At 44.0% G+C, this 23089-nt stretch carries 16 protein-coding genes; 12 read left to right on the top strand and 4 right to left on the bottom strand.

Annotated features, from left to right (window positions below; translation table 11 throughout):
• The first annotated feature begins 10 nt into the window (after nucleotides 1–10).
• The 8 genes from BTV98_RS04160 to BTV98_RS04195 all read left to right on the top strand — a co-directional run bounded on the left by BTV98_RS04160 (nucleotide 11) and on the right by BTV98_RS04195 (nucleotide 14152).
• Nucleotides 11–700, top strand: a complete 690-nt coding sequence (locus BTV98_RS04160; protein WP_058368635.1) for a hypothetical protein — start codon at nucleotides 11–13, stop codon at nucleotides 698–700.
• Between the two features lie 370 nt (nucleotides 701–1070).
• The gene (locus BTV98_RS04165; RefSeq protein WP_075102957.1) at nucleotides 1071–2810 is read left to right on the top strand and encodes a xanthine dehydrogenase small subunit; all 1740 of its coding nucleotides are present in this window, start codon (nucleotides 1071–1073) and stop codon (nucleotides 2808–2810) included.
• Between the two features lie 102 nt (nucleotides 2811–2912).
• Complete coding sequence (gene xdhB / locus BTV98_RS04170; RefSeq protein ID WP_058368637.1) at nucleotides 2913–5498, top strand: xanthine dehydrogenase molybdopterin binding subunit; 2586 nt, start codon at nucleotides 2913–2915, stop codon at nucleotides 5496–5498.
• Nucleotides 5476–6564 (top strand): XdhC family protein, encoded by a 1089-nt coding sequence (locus BTV98_RS04175; protein ID WP_227511729.1) that lies wholly within the window; start codon nucleotides 5476–5478, stop codon nucleotides 6562–6564. Before xdhB ends, BTV98_RS04175 begins: the two co-directional genes overlap by 23 nt.
• A 262-nt stretch (nucleotides 6565–6826) precedes the next feature.
• Nucleotides 6827–8266, top strand: a complete 1440-nt coding sequence (gene guaD, locus BTV98_RS04180; protein WP_082637999.1) for a guanine deaminase — start codon at nucleotides 6827–6829, stop codon at nucleotides 8264–8266.
• A 200-nt stretch (nucleotides 8267–8466) separates the two neighbouring features.
• Nucleotides 8467–8784 (top strand): hypothetical protein, encoded by a 318-nt coding sequence (locus BTV98_RS04185; protein ID WP_058368639.1) that lies wholly within the window; start codon nucleotides 8467–8469, stop codon nucleotides 8782–8784.
• 343 nt (nucleotides 8785–9127) lie between these two features.
• Nucleotides 9128–13264, top strand: coding sequence for an ATP-dependent RNA helicase HrpA (gene hrpA, locus BTV98_RS04190; RefSeq protein WP_075103005.1), 4137 nt, complete (start codon nucleotides 9128–9130; stop codon nucleotides 13262–13264).
• Nucleotides 13265–13552: 288 nt separating this feature from the next.
• Complete coding sequence (locus BTV98_RS04195) at nucleotides 13553–14152, top strand: bifunctional 2-polyprenyl-6-hydroxyphenol methylase/3-demethylubiquinol 3-O-methyltransferase UbiG (RefSeq protein ID WP_075102958.1); 600 nt, start codon at nucleotides 13553–13555, stop codon at nucleotides 14150–14152.
• Nucleotides 14153–14265: 113 nt separating this feature from the next.
• Here BTV98_RS04195 and BTV98_RS04200 read toward each other — a convergent pair whose 3' ends face one another.
• The 4 genes from BTV98_RS04200 to pnuC all read right to left on the bottom strand — a co-directional run bounded on the left by BTV98_RS04200 (nucleotide 14266) and on the right by pnuC (nucleotide 17083).
• Nucleotides 14266–14640, bottom strand: coding sequence for an MliC family protein (locus BTV98_RS04200; RefSeq protein WP_075102959.1), 375 nt, complete (start codon nucleotides 14638–14640; stop codon nucleotides 14266–14268).
• Nucleotides 14641–14778: 138 nt separating this feature from the next.
• Complete coding sequence (locus BTV98_RS04205) at nucleotides 14779–15705, bottom strand: DMT family transporter (RefSeq protein WP_075102960.1); 927 nt, start codon at nucleotides 15703–15705, stop codon at nucleotides 14779–14781.
• A gap of 96 nt (nucleotides 15706–15801) precedes the next feature.
• Nucleotides 15802–16422 carry an AAA family ATPase gene (locus tag BTV98_RS04210; protein WP_058368643.1) on the bottom strand — a complete coding sequence of 207 codons (621 nt, stop codon included), beginning with the start codon at nucleotides 16420–16422 and terminating at the stop codon, nucleotides 15802–15804.
• Nucleotides 16373–17083 carry a nicotinamide riboside transporter PnuC gene (pnuC, locus tag BTV98_RS04215; protein WP_075102961.1) on the bottom strand — a complete coding sequence of 237 codons (711 nt, stop codon included), beginning with the start codon at nucleotides 17081–17083 and terminating at the stop codon, nucleotides 16373–16375. The genes BTV98_RS04210 and pnuC overlap by 50 nt, the downstream gene beginning before the upstream one ends.
• Before the next feature lie 268 nt (nucleotides 17084–17351).
• On the opposite strand from pnuC, the gene BTV98_RS04220 reads away from it, so the two are divergent.
• The 4 genes from BTV98_RS04220 to dnaX all read left to right on the top strand — a co-directional run.
• Nucleotides 17352–18497: a beta-ketoacyl-ACP synthase III gene (locus BTV98_RS04220; protein ID WP_058368645.1), complete on the top strand. Its 1146-nt coding sequence runs from the start codon at nucleotides 17352–17354 to the stop codon at nucleotides 18495–18497.
• Between the two features lie 209 nt (nucleotides 18498–18706).
• Complete coding sequence (gene prfA / locus BTV98_RS04225) at nucleotides 18707–19795, top strand: peptide chain release factor 1 (RefSeq protein WP_075102962.1); 1089 nt, start codon at nucleotides 18707–18709, stop codon at nucleotides 19793–19795.
• A 129-nt stretch (nucleotides 19796–19924) separates the two neighbouring features.
• The gene (gene lysS, locus BTV98_RS04230) at nucleotides 19925–21460 is read left to right on the top strand and encodes a lysine--tRNA ligase (RefSeq protein WP_075102963.1); all 1536 of its coding nucleotides are present in this window, start codon (nucleotides 19925–19927) and stop codon (nucleotides 21458–21460) included.
• Nucleotides 21461–21647: 187 nt separating this feature from the next.
• Nucleotides 21648–23089, top strand: a 1442-nt coding sequence (dnaX, locus tag BTV98_RS04235; protein ID WP_075103006.1) for a DNA polymerase III subunit gamma/tau, incomplete at its 3' end; no start/stop codon positions are given.

Below are 23089 nucleotides of genomic sequence, written 5' to 3' on the forward strand. Positions count from 1 at the left end.
GAGTAGCAACATGGCAAACGAATTCAAAAAAAATCATGCTCAAGTTTGTGAAGCTTGGCGATTACTTGGCGCAGTACAGCGTGCTACTTATCTGGAAGCTGCCATTCCTAAGCTGGCATTGTTCACAGGGGACGCCAATAAAGCGCGTCGCTTGTTCAATCATTTGCTAAGCGCAGCACCCAGTCTTGATGAAGTACATCGTATGACAGGTGCTACAGGCGAGTCCAACGATCTTTATGTGACTGCCCGTGGTAAGACGATGGTTGTCGGTGGCGAGTCTGCCAGAACAATGGCGGTGCTCGGTCAGCTTATCGCTGCATTATTGACAGGCAATGAAGTCATCTTGCATTGTCCAAGCCAAGAAGAGATGTGCGTAGAAGCCGCAAAAGTACTCTATGATACGGGTATCAGTGAGGATGTGCTGAGTGTTGCAAACGACTCAAAAACGATTACTTTGCTACATATCGATCGTCTCGCGCAAGTAGCAGTTGCAGGTAGCGCTGCTGAAGTGCAAGAGATCAGTCAAACATTGGCTGATACTGATGGCATCTTAACTCAAGTGATTGCAGTGACAGATATGGATGGCTTATCAGACATGCTTACGCTAGATTATCTACATCGTTTTGTCACTGAGCGAGTGATCACTATCAATACCACTGCTATTGGCGGTAATGCAAGCCTGCTTGAGCTTGGAACATAATAAAAAGTAGTGTAAGACATACTAAGCAGTTAAGTGCTTAGTAGTTAGAATATTAATTAGTAGTATATAGATGACGGTTAGTGTTTATTTACAAGAGTTTTAAAACTTTTGGAGATAAGTGCTAACCGTTTTTTTTGTCAATTTTAAAGTGTTTTATGACTTATAAGATGTTTTCTAAAAGTTTTACTAAACGTTATTTAATCGCTTGTAGGTGAGCAATAGGGGTGATAATATAAATAAAACCTGACTAAATAGTCATCTTTATAAGAGTAGAAATTTGATGTTCTATTGTACTTTTGATCAGCATGTGTTCAGAATATAGTCATATTACAATATTTTATAAAGCTCAATTTTTTAGCCGAGTCCTGCTATGATTAGTTTCTATCTAAACGGAAAGCGCCACGAGTTAAACGACCTCAATCCGAATACAACGGTACTTGAGTATTTGCGCTTATATGAGCATCAAACTGATACTAAAGAAGGCTGCGGTAGTGGGGATTGCGGCGCTTGTACTATTATGGCGCAACGCCTGTCTAATCATGCGACGAGCGAGCCTAGCGACAGCACTCCTTTTTATACCTTCAACTCCTGTATTACTCTATTGTCGTTGATGGATGGACATCATCTGATGACAGCGTCTTATCTAGCGGATAACCCAGCGCATCACCCAGAGCGGGCACTGTTACATCCTGCACAGCAAGCGATGGTCGACTGTCATGGCTCGCAGTGCGGATTTTGTACCCCAGGTTTTGTGATGTCGCTTGCAAATGTATATGAAAACCATCGCATGCAGCATAACCGTGTTAAGCAAGTCACTGCCAAGCAGGACATCATAAATGGTCAGCCCACCAACAATGATTTAAGCTATGAGGATATTGTCGCTTCCATATCAGGGAATCTATGCCGATGTACTGGTTATCGCCCCATCATCGAAGCTGGTCTAATGATGGGCAAAATCGGTCAACAAAGAGACGCTGATCAAACAGCCGCAAAGGACTTGAGCATAAGTTTAGCGACTGATGTCATGGCAAACGACAAAAAATCGCTACCTAAAAGCATAGCAACAGATACAGTAGATCAGGTGTCAACTACTACGCTGGCATTGGCTAAAGGAGTACGACAGCTATTTATTCCAAAATCAATGAACGAGCTTGATGAGCTATTAGCCTTATACCCAAGTGCAACCATTTGGGCGGGTGGTACGGATTTGGGATTGAGCATTACTCAGCATTTAGTTGACCATGAAACTATCATTCAGCTGTCAGCCATTGACGAGCTAAAATCATGGTCGTTGTCTGATTTAGACCCTCGATCTAAATCAGATAATGCTACTAATGCCAATGTAGAAGCGAAAACTTTGAAACTTGGTGCAGGTATGACCTATCAGCACATGCTGCCGATACTTGAGCAGTATTTTCCTGCCTTTGCTGCGCTATTTGCCAGAATTGCGTCACCGCAAATACGTAATATGGGTACGCTCGGCGGTAATATTGCCAATGCCTCGCCTATCGGTGATCTGCCTCCCATTTTATTAGCATTAGACGCTCGCGTTCATTTGCGTCATTGTGGTCCTGATAATAAAAATGACAGTGCAAAAAAGATTAGTGATAAAGATAAAGTCAACAACGTTGAATATAGTAAAAAGTCTTATGTTGACGAGATAATACCTTTATCAGAGTTTTTTATAGATTATAAAAAGACCAAGCTGCGGGCAGGCAGTTATATCGTCGCTGTTCATATACCACTGATGCAGGATAACCAGCACCTATTTATTCATAAAATTAGCAAGCGTTATGAAGATGATATATCCGCTTGTTTGGTCGCTATAAGAATTGATCTGTCAGCAAACGGTAACAGTATCAACCATGCAAAAGTCGGTCTGGGCGGTATGGCGGCTATACCATTGTTAGCTAAGAATTGTCAGCAAGCACTTCTAGGACAGCCTCTTGAGGTAACAAGTTTTGAGAGCGCTGCAAAAGCACTACCGATGGATGTCTCGCCATTAACAGATGTCCGAGCCAGCCGTGAGTATCGCTTGCATGTGGTACAACGGTTATTGATTAAGTGTGGCAAGCAGCTGATAAGAGATGTGCAGGTTGAAAATGCTTAACAGATTTATTAACGATAATTTTTAAATGATAGCTAAAGCGCTAAAGGCTGAATTTGTAGCTTTTGCTCCGTTTATAAAAGCACCAATATAGAGAGAATTATCATGAGCCATCAATCATCCTTATTTGACAGCTACAGTATTCGCCGCGTACGTCCGCCAAAGAACAAAATCGGCACTTCTGCCAAGCATGATAGTGCAATCAGTCACGTCATGGGAACGGCTACTTATGTGGACGATATTTTAAAGCCACAGGGCACGCTACATCTAGCCGTCGGCAAAAGCAGTCACGCTCATGCTCGTATAACCAGTATGGATCTCAGCGCAGTCAAAGCGGCTGATGGGGTGATTGATGTTCTAAGCTTTAAGGATTTGCCTGCCCAAACAGATATCGGAGCGGTATTTGATGGTGAGCCATTGATGGTGGATGAGATTACACAATACGTGGGACAAACGCTTTTTTTAGTCGTGGCAACCACTCACCGTGCTGCAAAAAAAGCCGTGCTTAAAGCCGTGATAGAATATGAACCATTATCAGCAATACTGAGTGTTGATGAAGCTTTAGAGCAAGAGCAATTTGTACGCCCAAGCCATTTTATGCAGCGCGGTGATATCGATGCCGCACTTGCGAATGCGCCTAAGCGTATCGCAGGCCATATTCATATGCTCGGACAAGAGCATTTCTATCTTGAAGGGCAGGTGTCATATGTGGTGCCTTGCGATGATGGTGGGCTTGAAGTTTATACTTCATCGCAGCATCCAAGTGAAGTGCAGCAGCTGGTCGCCGAGGTGACAGATCTGCCATTTCATGCGGTCAATACGGTTGTGCGTAGAATGGGTGGCGGCTTTGGTGGTAAAGAAACTCAAGCAGCTGCTTGGGCATGCTTTTGCGGTATCATTGCTAAGCGTCACAATGTACCTGTCAGTATGCGCCTAGATCGCCAAGATGATATGGTTGTGACCGGTAAACGTCACGAATTTGTCAATCGTTATGAAGTCGGTGTTGATGACTCAGGGCAAATCCTAGGTGTCGATATGCAGCTGGCTGGTCTATGTGGTTATGCACCAGACTTGTCTGATGCTATCGTTGATCGAGCGATGTTCCACTGTGACAACGCGTATTATTATCCAGCCGCGCACGTGGCAGGTCATCGCTGTAAAACGCACACGGTATCGAACACGGCCTATCGAGGTTTTGGCGGGCCTCAAGGTCTGATGACTGCCGAATATATGATGGATCATATCGCCTATACTTTAGGCAAAGACCCTCTGCAAGTGCGTTTGACGAACCTCTACCAGAATGGCCAAAGTACTCATTATGGTCAGCCAATCGAGCATTTTGATTTGGCAAAGATTATGGATACACTGGCATCAGACTGTGATTACGATAAGCGCCGTCAGCAGATTATAAGAGCCAATGAGCAAGCCGAAGCTACAGGTAGCGACAAACGTCTTGGTATTGCCCTAACACCTGTCAAGTTTGGCATCTCGTTTACCGTACAGACATTGAACCAAGCAGGCGCTTTGGTACACATCTATACTGATGGCAGCATCCACCTCAATCATGGCGGGACAGAGATGGGGCAAGGGCTATTTGTCAAAATCGCTCAAATCGTTGCCAATGAGTTTGCTGTAGATTTGGATACTGTAAAAGTATCCGCAACGCGTACTGACAAAGTACCCAATACCTCACCGACAGCGGCTTCATCAGGCACCGATATCAACGGTAAAGCCGCGCAAAACGCTTGTTTAACTATTAAAGCCCGCATTGTCGAGTTTGCCGCTGAGCATTTTTCAGTGGCGAAAAAAGACATACGTTTTGAGCGCAACCATGTTTATATTGGCGACAAGGAAGACTTTACTTTTGCGGAAATGGTACAGTTAGCGTATCAGCACCGCGTTAGCCTATCTTCTACGGGTTATTATAAAACGCCTAAGATCTTTTATGACCGCTCTAAAGCGTGGGGTCGACCTTTCTTTTACTTTGCTTTAGGTGCGGCCTGTTCTGAAGTTGAAATAGATACGTTAACTGGCGAGTATCAAGTACTGCGCTGCGATATCTTGCATGATGCAGGACAGTCGATTAACCCTGCTATTGATATTGGTCAGATTGAAGGCGGCTTTGTACAAGGTATGGGATGGCTCACAACAGAGGAGTTGACTTGGGATAAAAAGGGCACACTAGCATCTAATAGCCCAGCCAACTATAAGATTCCAACGTCACATGATTTGCCAAAACAATTTAACGTTAAACTATACGATCGTAAAAACGAAGAGCAAACTATCTATAACTCTAAAGCAGTTGGTGAGCCGCCTTTTATGCTGGCAGCTAGCGTTTGGTGTGCTATTAACAATGCAGTCGCAAGCTTAAGTGATTATAAAAAGAACCCCGATCTTACGATGCCAGCAACTCCAGAGGCAGTATTAAAAGCGGTGATGCGTATGCAAGGCGAGCAATGGGAGATTGACACAAACGTAAACTTTGATGCGCTTGAGAGTTTGACCGAAGATGAGGACAACTGTGGTATTGACGACGATAAAGTTAAGCCACAACTTGTACCGCATGCCGAAGATATCAATCCGCCAGAGGTCGAAGGTCAGACAGTCGATGACCAACCAGAAGCAATAGAGCACCCTAACGTGGCAGGTGCAAGAGGCCCTGCACATAGTGAACCTACGCACAGTGAGTGAGTTATTGGCAACTCCCACGCGCTGGTATGACGGTTTAGTACAATATCAGCACCAAGGTCTGGCACACGTGTTAGCGACTGTCGTTGCGGTTAATGGCTCAGCGCCGCGAGCACTACAAGCAAAAATGGTGGTCACACAGGATGGCTACTGCGATACGCTTGGTGGTGGCGGTCTTGAGCATGATGTTATCACGACAGCAAGGCAACTGCTAAATGGTGAAATAGACATAACCGTACCAAAAATATCCAAAAGAAACAAAAACGCTAATAAGGACATTGATAACGACAATAACGAAGATAACGACAATGAGTCAAAGCCATCTAAAACGGTAAGACGCGATGCTGTCTATACGAAGCATTATCCGCTAGGTGCAAAGCTGGCACAGTGCTGCGGTGGTAGTGTCACTGTCATGTTTGAATGTTTTAATATAACGCCGCCAATGTCGATATTGGTATTTGGGGCAGGGCACGTGGCAGCAGCGTTGATGACGATACTGGCAGAGCTGCCTTGCCAGGTGGATTGGGTAGACAGTCGTCCTGAAATGTTTGAGCGTTATTTATTAGATAAATCTCATTTGCCAAACAAATCTATTCAAACCGAAGGTTTATCTCAAGGATTAGAAACCCAGTCTAGCTTAAATCAGCCTAAACTTTATAATCTTCCTGCCCATATCCGTGCGCATATTGATGATGATCCTGTTGATTTTATTTATCCGTTTATTGAACCATTTAAACAAAGCGGTCAGCGTTTTATCCTAGTGATGACCCATGATCATAGTCTTGATTTTGAATTGATACGTGCAGCTTTAGATGCTGGTTTAGACGCAAATAATAGTTTGGCGACTAGTCCTAATAATAATTCAGAAATATTAATGCCTTATATCGGTTGTATTGGCTCGGCAACTAAAGCCGCGCGTTTTAAAAACCGGCTGCTGCAACGTGACTATGATGAGAAGGTAGTTGATAAACTAACTATGCCAATAGGATTACCAATCGGTGGTAAAGAGCCAATGGCTGTTGCCGTATCTATTACTGCACAAATTTTGCAACATTATCATCAGCTGTAATTACAAATTTTCTACTTTTAACTATTTAACTTTATTATTACATTGTAAAAGTAAAATGCTGGGCTAAATACGCCAGCCTACAAAAGTTTATACTAATTGGCTATATAATTGATTTATTCTAGAAGTGTTACAGTGCTTCTGGTATAGATTTGATGCAGCCTCTGTCTGCGAAGGCACAGTACGCAAGTAAAAACTATACCAGTAGTACGTTGATATGAATTTACTTCTTGATTAGCAGCATTATGCCCTACGAGACTCCCAAATGACCCTACACATTTACCAAGCGCAGCTCCTGCACTATCTTACCGAAGATGATCTGAATCAAAGGGCTGAGTGTGCGCACGCTGAAAAATCTAACTCAACATCTTCTAATTATTTAAATACAACAACTGTTGCAACTGTTGATAAAAATATAACGCTACTACCAGTCATTGCGGGCATGAACGTTTATCCTGAGTATATTGCTAAGGGTGCGCTGGTTGTCGACGATGTGACAGGCCACATTGTAGATTATGGTAGTAGCGAAACAATACTAGCGAATTATGCTCAAACTAATGATCAAGCACTGGTAAAGATTCATAATTATCGAGATAAGCTGATTATGCCGGGATTCATCGATACCCATGTGCACTATCCGCAGATAGATATGATTGCAGCTTACGGTGAGCAGCTACTCGATTGGCTTAATAATTATACTTTTGTCACTGAAGCCAATTTTGGTGATCCAAAGGTTGCCCATGATACCGCGCAATTCTTCTTAAACCAGTTACTCGCCAATGGTACAACCAGCGCCATGGTGTTCTCTACTAGCCATCCTGAGTCCGCAGAAGCCTTTTTTACTGAAAGTCACAGGCTTAATACCCGCATGATTACGGGTAATGTGTTGATGGACCAAAACGCGCCGAAGCATCTTTGTGTCTCTGCTGAACAGAGCATTCAAGACACGCAAAACATTATTAATAACTGGCATGGACATGGACGTCAACATGTGGCCATTACCCCAAGGTTTGCGATTACCTCAACGCCAAAACAGCTGCAATTGGCAGGCGAGTTATATGCCAGCTATGACACTGTTTATCTACAAACACATCTGGCAGAAAACCGTGATGAAGTGGCTTTTGTACGTAAGCTCTATCCCAATCATAAAGGTTATCTCGATGTCTATGCAGATATGGGGCTACTGGGTCGGTATACTACCTTGGCACATGGTATCTACCTTGAGACTCCAGAATATGAAAAGCTATGCGAGACTGGCACACAAATAGCGCATTGTCCAACGTCCAACCTATTTTTGGGTAGCGGATTATTTGATTTGCCTAAAACGTTAAGTTATACCGGCGTTAGTATTGCTACTGATGTAGGGGCGGGGACCAGTTTATCGATGCTAACGACTTTAAATGAAGCGTATAAAGTTCAGCAGCTACAAAACAACCAACTGTCCGCTCATCAAGGGTTATATCAAATTACTTTAGGCAATGCTCAATCACTACTGCTGGACGATAAAATCGGTAACTTTGTGCCGAATAAAGAAGCGGATTTTGTCGTGATAGATATGGCAGCAACGCCTTTGTTAGAAAGACGTATGGCGCAGACTAAAACCCTTGAAGAACGATTATTTGTATTGATGATGATCGGTGATGATAGGGTAATTGATGAGACGGTCATTGCGGGAGTAAGTTGTTATAAATCGCGGTCATTTTAGATTTAAAGCAACTTAACGCTTATAAAGCAGTAGCTAAATTGACTTCAATAAATGTTATATTGGTTCGTAACGACTATTTTCATAGTGGCTATTAATGATAGTCATGAACTTGCAGAGGTTAATGACGATAAAACTATTCTCTGTCGGTGCCATGATTAAACGCTTAACACGTCCAAAAAGTTTAAGGAAGTTACCATAATATGGCTTTAGATATGTACTTTAAAAACGGCATGATTCGCAAAACGCGTTGCCAAATATCGAATGATCTAGTGCCCACTCTTTATCAGATTCATAACAATGCCAGCTTTCCGCAATTGACTTGGCTGATTGATAATCTTTATAGAAGTCCGCAGATTGAACCTGATATCGCACAAGCCTTGGCTGATGAGATGGTAGTGTTTGAAAGATTGATACTCTCGCTGCATCTGCCTTTTCCTAAGCTGTCACTACAAAAGCTACATGCTTTTTTTACAGGCGCGGCGAGCCGTCAACAGATCATTTATACCAGTAGCGACTGACTTTATAGTTTAGCAGGTGTTTATTTGCTCACAACGAATAGGTACGTCTCACTTATGCGCTACCAATTTAGCCACTGCTGATTGAATATAAATCTGTGGCTGAGGAGTATGAAAGACCTTTCATGATTTAACCGTTATCAACCAAATACTACAATCACCTTGCATCACAAACCATCTTGAATCACACCCGCATAACCTCCATAATCTAAGCACTCTCTTATAATAAATAGCCTAAGCAAATATGCCGAATCAAACTGAAAAATTGCAACACACCAAAATACAAACAGACAACAATTCTCAATTAGATGTCGAAAGTACAGCAGCGCAGGCCGCTGCCGGTACGATGAGTAAAGTCGATACTTCTGATTTACCCGTCCTTGCCAAAGACAGCTATTATCTTGGGCGTTTGGAGCGCGAGCTGGCACGTGCCGCTGTGGCCAAAAATAAAGCAGCCAATAGCAACGCTCACAAAAGCGACTCGCCTAAAGCGGCAGAAATCATGAGCAAAAAACGTGCGCAATACGAAAAAATAAAAACCCGCTCACAGCAAGCGGTGCAAGCGCGTATCGATAGTATTCCAGACAATTTGCCTACGACCTTAAACCTAGATCTACCTGTCAGTCAGCGCGCTGATGACATCGTGCAAGCCATCATTGACAACCAAGTCATCATCGTCGCAGGTGAGACAGGGTCTGGTAAAACCACGCAATTGCCGAAGCTGGCGATGCTGGCAGGGCGCGGCATCACGGGGCAAATAGGGCATACCCAGCCGCGTAGGCTTGCGGCTCGTAGCGTAGCCAACCGTATCGCTGAGGAGCTTGGCGAGCAGCTTGGTCATACCGTCAGTTTTAAGATTCGCTTTAATGAGCAGGGTACGGCGCAATCGGTCGTGAAGTTGATGACCGATGGTATCTTATTGGCCGAACTCGGTCATGACCGGTTTTTGAGTAAATACGATACTATCATCATCGATGAGGCGCATGAGCGTAGTCTAAACATTGACTTTATCATGGGCTATCTAAAAAAACTGCTACCCAAACGCCCTGATTTAAAAGTCATTATTACCTCAGCAACCCTCGATACCAAGCGTTTTAGTGAATACTTTAGCCGTTATGATAGTAAGCTCAAGCGTAATGTCCCGGCGCCGATTTTTAATGTCGAAGGCCGCAGTTACCCTGTTGAGGTACGCTATCGTCCGCTGACCGATGAGCCAGTGGGTAGCTCAGATGACGATAGCTACGATGATTTTGAAGAAAATCTACCGCGTGCGGTGGTTGCCGCTGTCGAAGAATGCTTTAGCGATGCGCAAAATAAAGGTCATGCCGACCAAGCAGATATTTTGATATTTGCGGCGACAGAAGCGGAGATTCGTGAGCTGCAAGATGTGCTTGAGCGTCATGGACCCAAGCACACCGAAGTGTTGCCACTGTTTGCACGGCAGACTTATGAAGAGCAGCAGCGTATCTTTCAGCCGTCAGGTCGCGGTAGGCGTATTGTGATTGCTACCAACGTCGCTGAAACGGCGTTGACGGTACCTGGTATTCGCTACGTGATTGACTTAGGGTTTGCGCGGATTTCGCGTTATTCGTATCGCTCACGCGTCCAGCGCCTGCCGATCGAAGCCATCTCACAAGCGGCTGCCAATCAGCGTAAAGGCCGCTGTGGCCGTGTCGCGCCAGGCGTTTGTATTCGTCTGTATTCTGAGGAGGACTTTAGCGGTCGTCCAGAGTTTACCGAGCCTGAGATACTACGCACCAACCTTGCCTCCGTGATTTTGCAGATGGCCAACTTGCGCTTAGGCAGTGTCGATGATTTTGCTTTTATTGAGCCGCCAGATAGCCGACTGGTCACCGATGGGCATAAACTGCTCGATGAGCTAGGCGCGATTACCTCTAAAAGCGACAAAGCACCCAGCCCTGCCAAGCGCTCCAAGGGCCTTACTCAGCTGCGTCTAACTGCAACTGGGCAAAAAATGGCACGCATGCCAATCGATCCAAGGCTGGCGCGTATGCTGGTGGCAGGTAGCGACTTTGATTGTATCCGTGAGATGCTCATCGTTGTCGCCGCTCTTGCTGTACAAGATCCGCGCGAGCGCCCCGCCAATAAACGCCAGCAGGCGGATCAAAAGCATGCTGAGTTTCGTCAAGATAACTCTGACTTTTTATTTTACCTTAGCCTCTGGAAAGCGCTGTTTGAAAAGGATGCAGACGGCAATAAATTGTCTGGCAATCAGCGCAAACAGTTTGCCAAAAAACACTATCTGAGCTTCCCGCGCGTGCGTGAATGGAGTCAGACTCATCGGCAGTTGCTGCAGATGGTCACGGATCTTAAGCTTGCAGATGACAAAGGCGATAAAAAAGAGGCGGGTAGTAGTGACCCTACCAGTGTGGAAGATGAGGAAGTCAAAGCGGTCAAATATGCCAATTTGCATCGCGCATTATTGACGGGGCTGCTCTCGACCATCGCGCATAAGACGGAAAATCGCGGTGAGTATTTAGCAGCGCGCCAGCAAAAAGCCAAAATATTCCCAGCCAGTACCGTGTTTAAACAAGTACCGCCTTGGGTCATGGCCTTTGAGATGGTTGAAACCTCGCAAGTCTTTATGCGTACCGTTGCCAAGATTGAACCTGAGTGGATCATCTCCGCGGCAGGTAACTTATTGAAGTATCATTATTTTGAGCCGCATTGGTCCAAGAAAACAGGCCGCGTCAAAGCTTACGCACAGATTAGTTTGTTTGGACTGATTATTGTTAGTAAGCAGCTGACCAACTATGAGCAGGTCAACTTAGCAGAGTCGCGGGAGATATTTATCCGTGACGGTTTAGTAACGGGTAATTTGGGTCGGCAAGCGCCGTTTTTGCAGCACAATATGGACAAAATCGCCCATGTTGAGCGTATCGAAGACAAATTGCGTCGCCGCGATTTACTTGTCGATGAAGAGGCGCTGTATCAGTTTTATGACAAAAAAATCCCCGAGCATGTCGCTAGTCGCAAAGCCTTTGAGGACTGGCGCGCTGAGGTAGAAAAAAACGATAGTAAATATCTGTTTTTTACCGATGATGACGTGCTCAACAGCCAAGCACCGACCACAGGCGACTTCCCAGAAGTGTGGAAGCTGGGTGACTTAAAGCTGCCGCTACGTTATGTCTTTGATCCATCAAGCGATGACGATGGCGTGACTATTCGCGTGCCGCTTGTCGCATTGCCGCAGCTTGATGCCATTGAGCTGCTGTGGGGCGTGCCCGGTTGGCGCTATGAGCTGGTATTACAACTGCTAAAGTCATTGCCAAAAGACATCCGCCGGCAGATCGTACCGATTCCTGATACGGCAGACAGTCTCTTTGATGAGCTACAGCAAGAGGGCGGACAAGGGCTACTCAAGCAGCTATGCCAAGCGCTAAATCGTCGCGGCATTATGTCAGTGACCGAAGCGAGCTTTAATCCGGCCAGCATTGATCGTTATTTGCAGCCACAAATCTGTGTGGTCGATGACAAAAACCGCATCATCGAAAAAGGCCGCGACCTGCAAACGCTACAGATTCGTCATGCTCAAGAGACCCGTCAAGCAGTCAATGAGCAGCAAGGCGCACACACGGACTTCCCTGAGCATTTTGCCTTTAGTAAAAACCATCATAGCGCAGGCGTAGTGATGAAGCAGTTTGCTGCCTTGGTCGCAGATGAGGCGGGCGAGGCGGTATCGATTCATCAATACACCGATGTAAATGCGGCACTGCAGGCGCATCGTATCGGGGTTTTGACTTTGATTAAAGGCAAGCTGGGTGCCAAAAGAAAGCAGCTGACCAGTCAAATCGATAAGATCTTTAAATTGGCCTTTGCCCCGCTGGGTGATATGGAAGCCCTAAAGACCATTGTGATTGATGCGACACTTGATGCCACGCTTGAGGAGCATTATGTCTTATTTGATCATAGTGAGGATTTGCCTGAGAGCGCCGATGATGCGGCAGTTGAACTGAGCGAAGAGCTACCCTTTACCGCAGAGGAGTATGCAAAGACGCTCGATGCCGTTGTTAGCAATTTTTTATTGACGGGTCAGAGTGTCATCAAAACCCTCAAAAACGTCTATACGCGCTGGCAACGTATTCGTCAGAGCTTACTCATGCTGGATCGGGAGATATTTGGCGAGTCTATCGATGATATCGAAGATCAGCTTGAGGACTTGCATTTGTCTGATTTTGTTTATCGGATGGATTACAGTCAGTGGCAGCAGTATCCGCGCTATCTTGAGGCGCTAGAGATTCGTATCGAACGTCTGGAGCACAACCTCGAGGCTGATCTCGATGGGGTTTATGCGCTCGATGTGCACATGGAGCGACTGGGCAATCGCGCTAGCGATAAGGCCATCAGTGAATATCGCTGGATGGTGGAAGAGTATCGTATCCAACTCTTTGCCCAGCCAATGAAAACGCGTATGGCTGTATCACCGAAACGCCTGAGTAAGCTGTGGGACAAGGTGAGTTAATAAACAGCTCGTCGATTACATGCTTGCCTAACACAATAAAAAAGGCTGGACTAGCAAGCGCTAATCCAGCCTTTTACTTTATGAATAACCCTTGACAGCGCTAATCCTGTCTTTGTACAGATTATATAAGTAACGAGTAATAACATTCTCACGAACTTTGGTTGTTATCTCATGTAGCTATAAAGATAGGTGATCTCATCTTTAACATTGTGGTTCCTATTGCGCCTTACCCACGGTACTATAACTGTAATAATTAGCATGCTAAATAAAATAGAAAAGGAAAGCGACATGTGGAATGAACGTTACAGCAAACCAGAATATGTTTTTGGTACAGAACCAAATGACTTTTTAAAAGAGCAGTTCCAGCGCATACCAGCAGGGGGACGAGTACTATGTTTGGCCGAAGGAGAAGGCAGAAACGCGGTATTTTTAGCTGAGCAAGGCTATCGAGTTACTGCCATGGACTTATCTGATGTGGGTTTAAATAAAGCGTTAAAACTGGCCATTGATAGAGATGTCACCATTACCACTCAAGTGGCCGATTTAGCGGATTATCAATTTGGTGAAAATGAATGGGATGGTATGGTCTCTATTTGGGCGCATATGCCTACGGATGTTCGTCAGTATATCCATACACAGATTGTCCCAGCGCTAAGACCAAATGGGGTATTTATCCTTGAAGCTTATACCGAGCAACAACTTGATATGGAAGCCGTCGGCGGACCCCCTGCTGCGCAAAAAGTGCGTTTTAACTCCCTTAAAAACATACAGAACGAGCTTACAGAGTTAGAAGAAATCATTGGTGTTGAAAAACAGCGTATGGTATCAGAAGGAACAGGGCATCATGGTTTGAGTGCGGTCGTACAGTTCGTCGGTAAGAAAAATTAATAAGCGAGCAGTCTTTTTACTACTATTTAAGATAGAGCACAAAAAGCCCCATGTAATATATTACGTGGGGCTTTTTACTGACTAATTGCAATGACTATAATGGCAATAAACTATTAGATATTACAGTTAACGCTATATTGTTGACCATTGTCTGAGCTGATCGTCATAATGCCAAAGTCAGCTTTGGTCTGCCAGTCGTAAGTCGTTTTGGGATTAACATCATTGATGTAGCGAGCGCCAGAACCTGATACTGCTTGTTTCACCTCGATGTCTGCATTATTTAAACCAATCTTCGGTAGAGTAACGTTAAGTTTTGCTGCTTGACCATCGACTGCATATGCGGCAGTCACAACGCCATCATCTTCACAAGTGAATGACTGTATCACTTGTTGCGTATTGGTAGTAGGGGCTGTCGTAGTAGTTGGTGCGTTAGTTGCACAGGCTCCTAGTATTACAGCAAAAGGCACAACGGCTAATAATTTTTTCATAATAGTCCTCAATATTTTTGTTGTTTGAGATGTAAAGCAGTATGTTACAAGTAATAAATTTATCTAACGTTATTGTTTGGCGTCAATATAGTATCTAAAGTGTTTCTGAGTGCTACGGGTTTGATAATTTAAAAGCATTTATCTAATTGTCTTGATCTTAGTCTGAGCAGAGGGTTTGGGTGTTTGTTTGGTCAAAACAAATATTAAAACAGCACCTAAAATCACTATGGTTGCAATGATGAATCGCAAGGTTAGTTGTTCAGACAAAAACAACACACCTGCGATAGCTGCCAATACTGGCACACAGAACTGTACAACCGCAGCTTGAGTACTTTTTAACAAGGGCATTGCCACATACCAAAGGCTATAGCCAAAACCAGAAGTAATGGCACCTGACACGCTTGCCAGTATGACACCTTCTGTACTGATACCTGTCAGATAATTCATTCCTATCAAAAACAATAAAGGAATAGCGACGAGGCTTCTAATAAAGTTAAAACCTGTAGCGCGAAGCGGGGATACGCAAGCTTTGCCGCGTATACTATAAATACCCCATGCGATACCGCTTATTGCCATAATCATCGCGTCAAACAATGAGGGTACTGCTGCTGAAGGGAGCATTAAATAGACGAAACCTGCGAATGCGATAAAAAGAGCTACCCATTGTATGGTGCTTACTTGCTCTTTTTGATAAATACCCCAGCTGATCATAGTAAGTTGAACGGCGGCAAATAAAATAAGCGCGCCAGTACCAGTATCAAGCGCCACATAGGCGAGCGAAAAGCAAAGCGCATAAATCACCAAGCTGAGACTACTTAGCCAGCTGCCCTTATCTTTTAAAATAGTCTCTTTTAAAACATCTGTATCTTTATGAGGTGTACTTGGCTGCTGTAGAAGACGCTGATGCACACTCATGATAATGGCCAGACAAACAGCACCACCCAATAAGCGAATAATAGTAAAGTTCCAAGGATCAATATAACCCTCAGCGAGCGCCATTCTACAAAGCAGAGAATTTGCAGCAAAAGCTATTAAAGCAATTATCGTGTATAGCGTGGCTTTCAAAAAAATTCCTAATAAACGAGAGTTTGAGTACAGAAATAGTAAGGGTTAACGACTATTAAAATAAATTAATGGTTAATAAAATAGCCTAAGCAAAAATCATAAATGCTTTAAATAACTAACCACCCGTCGAACTCGTTCATCTCTATCACCACCGATACGCCTAAAACTTTTATTATATTGATTCAATTGGCTCTCAAAATAAGTGCTAATCTCTTCACGCTCGTGAGGAGCATCACGTAAGTCATCCGCAACCCAAGGAATATCAACTTTCGTAAGTAGTATTAAGTCATAATGGTGTGCCAGTGCCGCCTGCGTAAGTGCATCAGGACAGTCGCCATAATACCAATTTGAATAAACCATCAGCTCAAACAAACTGGTATCACAAAATAGATATTTTTGAGTGTCAGTAACAGTTTCAGTGTCTAGGCGAGATAAACAATCTTGAGCCGCTTGCTGGGCCAGCGTATTCTCAAGCTTTATTTGACCTTGGGCAATGGGTAATAGATCGTCCCAGGTGCACGTCATCTGTTCGTTATCCCATTTTTCTTGTAAATAAATACGCATATACTCTGGTACCCAAGGGCTACCAAAATGCGTTGCCAAATCACGACATAATGTGGTCTTGCCAGTGCTTTCTGCCCCTAAGATGGCAATCTTAATCACCGATTTAGGCGTATGCTGCGTGAGATTGAATGCGGTAGCGTCGTTGCCATTCATAATAAGCCCAAACTGCGATGAGAGTGAACACTACGTATTGTAATGCGGTAAAGGTAAGGCCTTTGTAAAAGTATAATGGCACTGAAATTGCGTCGGCGACTATCCATAGTAGCCAATGCTCAATTTTACGGCTTGCCATAAGCCACATAGCCATTAAGAATAATGCTGTAGTCAGCATATCGGTATAATCAACCCAAGTAAATAAATGCAGACCTAATATTGCACCATCGAAGCTAAAACCGTTGTTAATCACAGGGCGGAAATAATAAACCAGCGCCACAAAGCCAACTGTTCCAGCCGCCAATAGCGCCATTATTGGCATATCACTTGATTGAATATGCTCAATACTGATATCGTCTTGATTGGGATTTTTGCTTCTACCTTTGACTGCCGCTTTGTTTTTTGACCAATTAAACCAGCCATACAAGCCCATTACTGTGTAATAAGCATTGATAAACATGTCACCAAATAGCTGCCATTCCCATAGCAAATACACAAAGATAGCAGTACTAATTAGGCCAATGGGAAAGACTAATACACTAAGCTTGCGGGCGAGCAATACACTGGCAACGCCAAAGATAACACCGATGATTTCTAGTATAATAAAGAGTGTAGGATAATCGGCATATTGTCCAAACAACCAAATAAAAAGACCTTCCATTATGTTCCTTAACTACTATCTTGCCAAAATTAAGTGCGTTTAAGTGAAGTTAATTATATAGTAGGTAGGCGTCAATAGCGCGAGCCTTTGCCGATTATTGACATGAAATTGATTATTTGTAACAAAGTATTAGAAAAATAATAATATTCAGGCATAATAAAGACATTGATTTTAAGTTTACAGTTATTCACCGAAATTAGACTTGCGCTATTTTCTCCCTTTTTATGCTTATTAATAAGCCAAATAGTAGTAGACAAGGAAGCTTATCATGACGACTTGTATCACCGGTACTGGCCTGTATGTCCCTCCCTTTAGTATTAGTAATGAAGAGCTGGTAGAGTCATTTAACCAGTACGTTGACAATTATAACGAAGCGCATGCTGACGAGATAGCGAATGACACTATCCCGGCACTCCAGCATTCATCTGCTGAGTTTATCGAAAAAGTATCAGGCATTAAATCACGCTACGTGATGGAAAAAGACGGTATTTTGGACCCTGAAATCATGGCGCCAGTGATTGCCTATCGTAACTTGGGCGAGGAGCTGTCTGTCATGGCGGAGATGGGGGCGGCAGCGCTCAAAGATGCACTTGCTGATGCAGGACTTGAAGCCAACGACTTAGACGGTATCATACTGGCTTGCTCAAACTTTCAGCGTACCTATCCTGCTGTTGCCATCGAGATTCAAAAAGAAATCGGCATGGTTGGTGGCTACGCTTATGATATGAACGTTGCCTGTAGTGCAGCCACTTTTGGTCTATCACAAGCGCATGGCTCTATCGTGTCAGGTCTTGCCAAACGTGTCGCTGTGGTCAACGTCGAGATTACCTCCGCGCATCTAAACTGGCGTAATCGTGACAGTCACTTTATCTTTGGTGATGTCGCAACTGCCTGTATCGTAGAAGAACTGGATACGCCTAAAGGCTATGAGATTTTAAACAGTAAACTGTTTACCGAATTTTCAACCAACATTAAAAACGAATACGGCTTTATGGATCGCTCGGAGTTTTTGGCAGCCGAAACGCAAATGTATCCTGATATTAAGGAGCCAGTAACGGACAAGCTGTTTTTACAAAATGGTCGCAAAGTCTTCCGTGAAGTCTGTCCAAAGGTGTCTGAGGTCATTCTTGAGCATTTACAAGAAAATGATTTGGAACCTCAAGAAGTTAAGATGATGTGGTTACACCAAGCCAATGCCAATATGCTGGATCTTATTTTACGTACAGTAATGGGCAAAGAGGCGGATAAAGCTATCGTACCGAGCGTTATCGCTGAATTTGCTAATACCAGCTCATCTAGCCCTATGGTAGTTTTCCATCGTTATAAAGATGATCTAAAGTCTGGTGATTTGGGCGTGATTTGCTCATTTGGTGCTGGTTATTCTATCGGTTCAGTGCTAGTACGTAAGGTCTAAAGACAGTCTTTTTTTAATGGTCAAACCTTATAGTAAACAAAATAGCCAAGAGCAGTCTTGGCTATTTTTTATGGTTCAATTTTCGTCTTTCAAGCAAATTTAAAGTTATTTGACGTTATAAAGCCTAAGTTCAAGCAGTGATTTTAATTTCAGTGCAAAAATTTGCTATAATCGCATTCTTATTCCCCTTATTTATAAAAAGCCCTTTTATGAAAGAATCCTTGCGCTTGCGCTTAGACCAGATGGTAGACCGCTATGAAGAGGTTACCGCCTTATTGTCCGATCCTAGTGTTATCAGCGATAATAATAAATTCCGTGAGCTGTCGGTTGAGCACAGTGATTTGATGGACATCACTACCTTATGGCAAAACTATCTACGAGCAGAAGGCGATCAAGCCGATGCAGAGAGTATGCTAGCGGAAGCATCAGACCCAGAAATGAAAGAGATGATGCAGGATGAGATTGATAATGCCCGTCATACCATTGTAGAGATGGAAGAGGCACTCAATGTCATGATGCTGCCAAAAGATCCCAATGATAAAGTTCCGGCGTTTTTGGAGATTCGTGCAGGTACTGGCGGTGATGAAGCCGCGATTTTCTCCGGTGACCTATTCCGTATGTATCAAAAGTACGCCCAAAATCAAGGTTGGACGGTAGAGGTGCTATCGGCCAATGAAGGTGAGCACGGCGGTTATAAAGAAATCATCACTCGGGTTTCGGGTACTGGAGTCTATGGTCGTCTCAAGTTTGAATCTGGTGCGCACCGTGTCCAACGTGTTCCTGAGACAGAAAGCCAAGGCCGCGTCCATACGTCGGCCTGTACAGTCGCTGTCATGCCTGAAGTTGAAATCGATGATAGCGTTGATCTTAATCCTGCTGATATCAAGATGGACACTTACCGCTCAAGCGGTGCAGGCGGTCAGCACGTCAACACCACAGACTCTGCTGTACGTTTAACACATATTCCTACAGGTGTGGTGGCAGAATGTCAGCAAGAGCGTAGCCAACATAAAAACCGGGCAAAAGCGATGCAGATGCTCATCTCACGTATTCAACAAGCCAAAGTGCAAGAGCAGGTAGATACTGCAGATGAGATGCGCCGTGACTTGGTTGGTAGTGGTGATCGCTCAGAGCGTATTCGTACCTATAATTTTCCGCAGGGGCGTATGACTGATCATCGTATCAACCTAACTTTATATAAGCTTGATTCCATCATGGAAGGCGACTTAGATGAGTTGCTTGACTCGTTACTACGTGAACATCAAGCGGACTTAATGGCTAGTATTGGCGGTGAGTAGCACCGGTATTAGCCCTTAATCATTATATAATAACTATCGTCTATGATTATGATAATTAGCAGGTTATCGTAGTGACAACTTTATTGTTTTAATGTGTGTATTTAATCATCCAACCATTTTGAGAGTGTTATGTCAAAGCAAAGCAACCCAAACCAAGACCAAGCCCCGACTTTAGAAGAGGCCAACGAGCTTATTGCGCAACTGCAAGCTAAACTTGATGATATCAGTGCTTCAGGTAAACAGCCGTATCCTAACCAGTTCAAACGCACAGATTATGCCAAAGATCTGCAAGCGGCCTTTGAGGGTGTGTCAAAGCAAGAGATTGAAGATAATGTTGCTAAGGGTGACAAAACACAGGTTCATGTGGCAGGTCGCGTGATGCTTAACCGTGGCTCGTTTATTGTTATTCAAGATATGACGGGTCGCATTCAGCTCTACGTCGCTCGTAAAGAGCTAGATGAAGAAACACGCGCTAGCATTAAATCGCTAGATTTAGGTGATATTGTTGGCGTCTCAGGTTATATCGGTCGCTCAGGAAAAGGCGATCTTTATGTCCATGTTGAAGAATTCCACTTATTGACCAAGTCACTACGTCCAATGCCAAATAAGTTTCATGGCTTGGCTGATGTAGAAGCGCGTTATCGTAATCGTCATCTTGATTTGATGACCAATGAGACAACTCGTGACACCTTTGTGATTCGCAGTCAAGTGATCAGCGGTATTCGACAGTTTATGTTGAATGAGCGTTTTATGGAAGTTGAAACGCCAATGATGCATCCTATTCCAGGTGGTGCTGTCGCGCGTCCATTTGTGACGCATCACAATGCATTGGACATGCCCTTATACTTGCGTATCGCGCCTGAGCTTTATCTAAAACGCTTGGTTGTGGGTGGTTTCGAAAAAGTATTTGAGATTAACCGCAGCTTTCGTAACGAAGGGGTATCCACGCGTCACAATCCTGAATTTACTATGATTGAGTTTTATCAGGCTTATGCTGATTATCATGATTTGATGGATTTGACTGAGCGTCTGTTTAATAAGCTTGCGTTGGATATTTTGGGCACGACTGAAATCACTTATCAAGAGGAGAGTATCAGTCTAAAAGCACCGTTTGAACGCATAACTATGACTGAGGCTATCGAAAAATACGCTGAAGGCTTCGATATGGCACGTATCAATGATCGGGATTATTTAGTAGATTATGTGTCAAACACCCTCAAGCAGCCAGTAAAAGATGTCTTTGGTATCGGTAAATTGATTACTATCATCTTTGAAGAGACAGCAGAACATCAATTACGTCAGCCAACTTTTATCACAGAATATCCAGCTGAGACGTCACCACTGGCGCGCCGTAACGATGATAATCCTGAAATTACGGATCGTTTTGAGCTGTTCATCGGTGGTCGTGAGCTGGCGAATGGTTTTAGCGAATTAAATGATCCAGCTGACCAAGCAGAACGCTTTCATGGCCAAGTGGCTGAAAAAGATGCTGGCGATGTAGAGGCGATGCATTTTGATGAAGAGTACATCGAAGCCTTGTCTTATGGTTTACCGCCGACAGCAGGTGAGGGTATCGGTATTGATCGCTTAGTGATGTTATTTACTGACTCTGCTAGTATTCGTGATGTGATTTTATTTCCGCATATGCGCCGAAAAGCCGACTAATGATTAAGCGTCATTTGATCAAAGCTTTTTAAACAATATTCTTGGTTAAGAATCTACTGACTAAGCGGCTGTTAAGTTATTTTTGAACCGGTAAGAAGCCAGACGAATGCGCTGGCTTTTTGCTATAATAAAGACTCAAAAAGCATACTCAATTCAGCATTTTACTCATTTGGCAAAATGGATAGCTATGACGCAGCAATATCAAGTTCTAGCGCGTAAGTACCGCCCAAAAAACTTCCATGAGTTGGTCGGCCAAACGCATGTCTCACAAGCGTTGATTAATGCGATTGATTATAATCGTCTGCATCATGCTTATCTATTTACTGGTACGCGCGGTGTGGGTAAGACGACGATTGCTCGTATTTTATCCAAATGTCTAAACTGTGAGACTGGCATTACCAGTACACCGTGCGGTGTTTGTGATAATTGTGTCGCTATCGACCAAGGACGTTTTATCGATCTGATTGAGATTGATGCAGCTTCGCGTACCAAGGTCGAAGACACACGTGAGCTACTAGACAATGTCCCTTACGCCCCAAGTCAGGGTCGCTATAAAGTGTACCTTATTGATGAGGTGCATATGCTATCTACACATAGCTTTAATGCGCTACTAAAGACGCTAGAAGAACCACCTGAACATGTTAAGTTTTTGCTGGCGACCACTGATCCACAAAAGCTACCGATTACTATCATCTCACGCTGTTTACAGTTTGTGCTGCGCCCTTTACCGCAGACGTTACTCAGCGAGCATTTAGCAAACGTGTTAACGAAAGAGCAAGTTACTCATACCCAGCCTGCGCTTTGGCAGCTGGCGAGTGCGGCTAAAGGCTCTGTACGTGATGCGCTGTCATTAACTGATCAAGCCATTGCCTTCGGTCAAGGGTCACTTGATGATGTGACGGTCAATGCTATGCTAGGTCTGATTGATGCCGCTGATTTGGTCAGCCTAATCACCGATATTTATAACCATGACAAGTCAGCTGTTGCCGCTCATATTGAGCAGATGCGTGCACAAATGGTTGATGCAACCAGTATGTTTGACGGACTCGCTGAGCTGCTGCATCAATTGGCATTGACGCAGCTGTTGCCTGAAGTGGCTTTAAACGTCAATGAAGCTCAAGCTCAAAATATCGTTACACTTGCTCAGCATATTAGTCCCGATGTTTTGCAATTATATTATGAAATCGTAGTACAAGCGCGCGAAGGCATCAAGCTTGCTAGTACACCAATGCAAGCGCTTGAGATGTGTATTCTACGCCTCCTAGCGTTTCGCCCATTGTCTGTTGATGAGGTCTTAAAACCTCATTCGATTGAACCAACCGATTCAAACACGTCCACAGAGTCAACTGATTTATCTGAGTCTATAGCTTCTGTAGGGCACGTTGCATCGTTACATGAACCGCAAACCTATAGTCTTGATAGTGCGAGCTATGCTAATCAAGAGGCTATTTCTAACGAGAGTAGCGAGAGTGTTGAGCCAGTTGTTGAGTCGACGGACAATGACGCCTACTTTTCAAATAGCGAGTTTTTAGAAAATGTAGCTAATAGTGAAGAGCCTGAACCAATTTCTGAGCCTGAACCAATTTCTGAGCCTGAACCAATTTCTGAGCCTGAACCAATTTCTGAGCC

The sequence above is a fragment of the Psychrobacter sp. Cmf 22.2 genome, assembly GCF_001921745.1.
Classification (GTDB): domain Bacteria; phylum Pseudomonadota; class Gammaproteobacteria; order Pseudomonadales; family Moraxellaceae; genus Psychrobacter.

What these genes read in the sequence shown, in the direction of transcription:
- BTV98_RS04160 (WP_058368635.1), top strand. Translation starts at nt 11, where the DNA reads ATGGCAAACGAATTCAAAAAAAATCATGCTCAAGTTTGTGAAGCTTGG.
- BTV98_RS04165 (WP_075102957.1), top strand. Translation starts at nt 1,071, where the DNA reads ATGATTAGTTTCTATCTAAACGGAAAGCGCCACGAGTTAAACGACCTC.
- xdhB (WP_058368637.1), top strand. Translation starts at nt 2,913, where the DNA reads ATGAGCCATCAATCATCCTTATTTGACAGCTACAGTATTCGCCGCGTA.
- guaD (WP_082637999.1), top strand. Translation starts at nt 6,827, where the DNA reads ATGACCCTACACATTTACCAAGCGCAGCTCCTGCACTATCTTACCGAA.
- BTV98_RS04185 (WP_058368639.1), top strand. Translation starts at nt 8,467, where the DNA reads ATGGCTTTAGATATGTACTTTAAAAACGGCATGATTCGCAAAACGCGT.
- hrpA (WP_075103005.1), top strand. Translation starts at nt 9,128, where the DNA reads ATGAGTAAAGTCGATACTTCTGATTTACCCGTCCTTGCCAAAGACAGC.
- BTV98_RS04195 (WP_075102958.1), top strand. Translation starts at nt 13,553, where the DNA reads ATGTGGAATGAACGTTACAGCAAACCAGAATATGTTTTTGGTACAGAA.
- BTV98_RS04200 (WP_075102959.1), bottom strand. Translation starts at nt 14,640, where the DNA reads ATGAAAAAATTATTAGCCGTTGTGCCTTTTGCTGTAATACTAGGAGCC.
- BTV98_RS04210 (WP_058368643.1), bottom strand. Translation starts at nt 16,422, where the DNA reads ATGAATGGCAACGACGCTACCGCATTCAATCTCACGCAGCATACGCCT.
- pnuC (WP_075102961.1), bottom strand. Translation starts at nt 17,083, where the DNA reads ATGGAAGGTCTTTTTATTTGGTTGTTTGGACAATATGCCGATTATCCT.
- BTV98_RS04220 (WP_058368645.1), top strand. Translation starts at nt 17,352, where the DNA reads ATGACGACTTGTATCACCGGTACTGGCCTGTATGTCCCTCCCTTTAGT.
- prfA (WP_075102962.1), top strand. Translation starts at nt 18,707, where the DNA reads ATGAAAGAATCCTTGCGCTTGCGCTTAGACCAGATGGTAGACCGCTAT.
- lysS (WP_075102963.1), top strand. Translation starts at nt 19,925, where the DNA reads ATGTCAAAGCAAAGCAACCCAAACCAAGACCAAGCCCCGACTTTAGAA.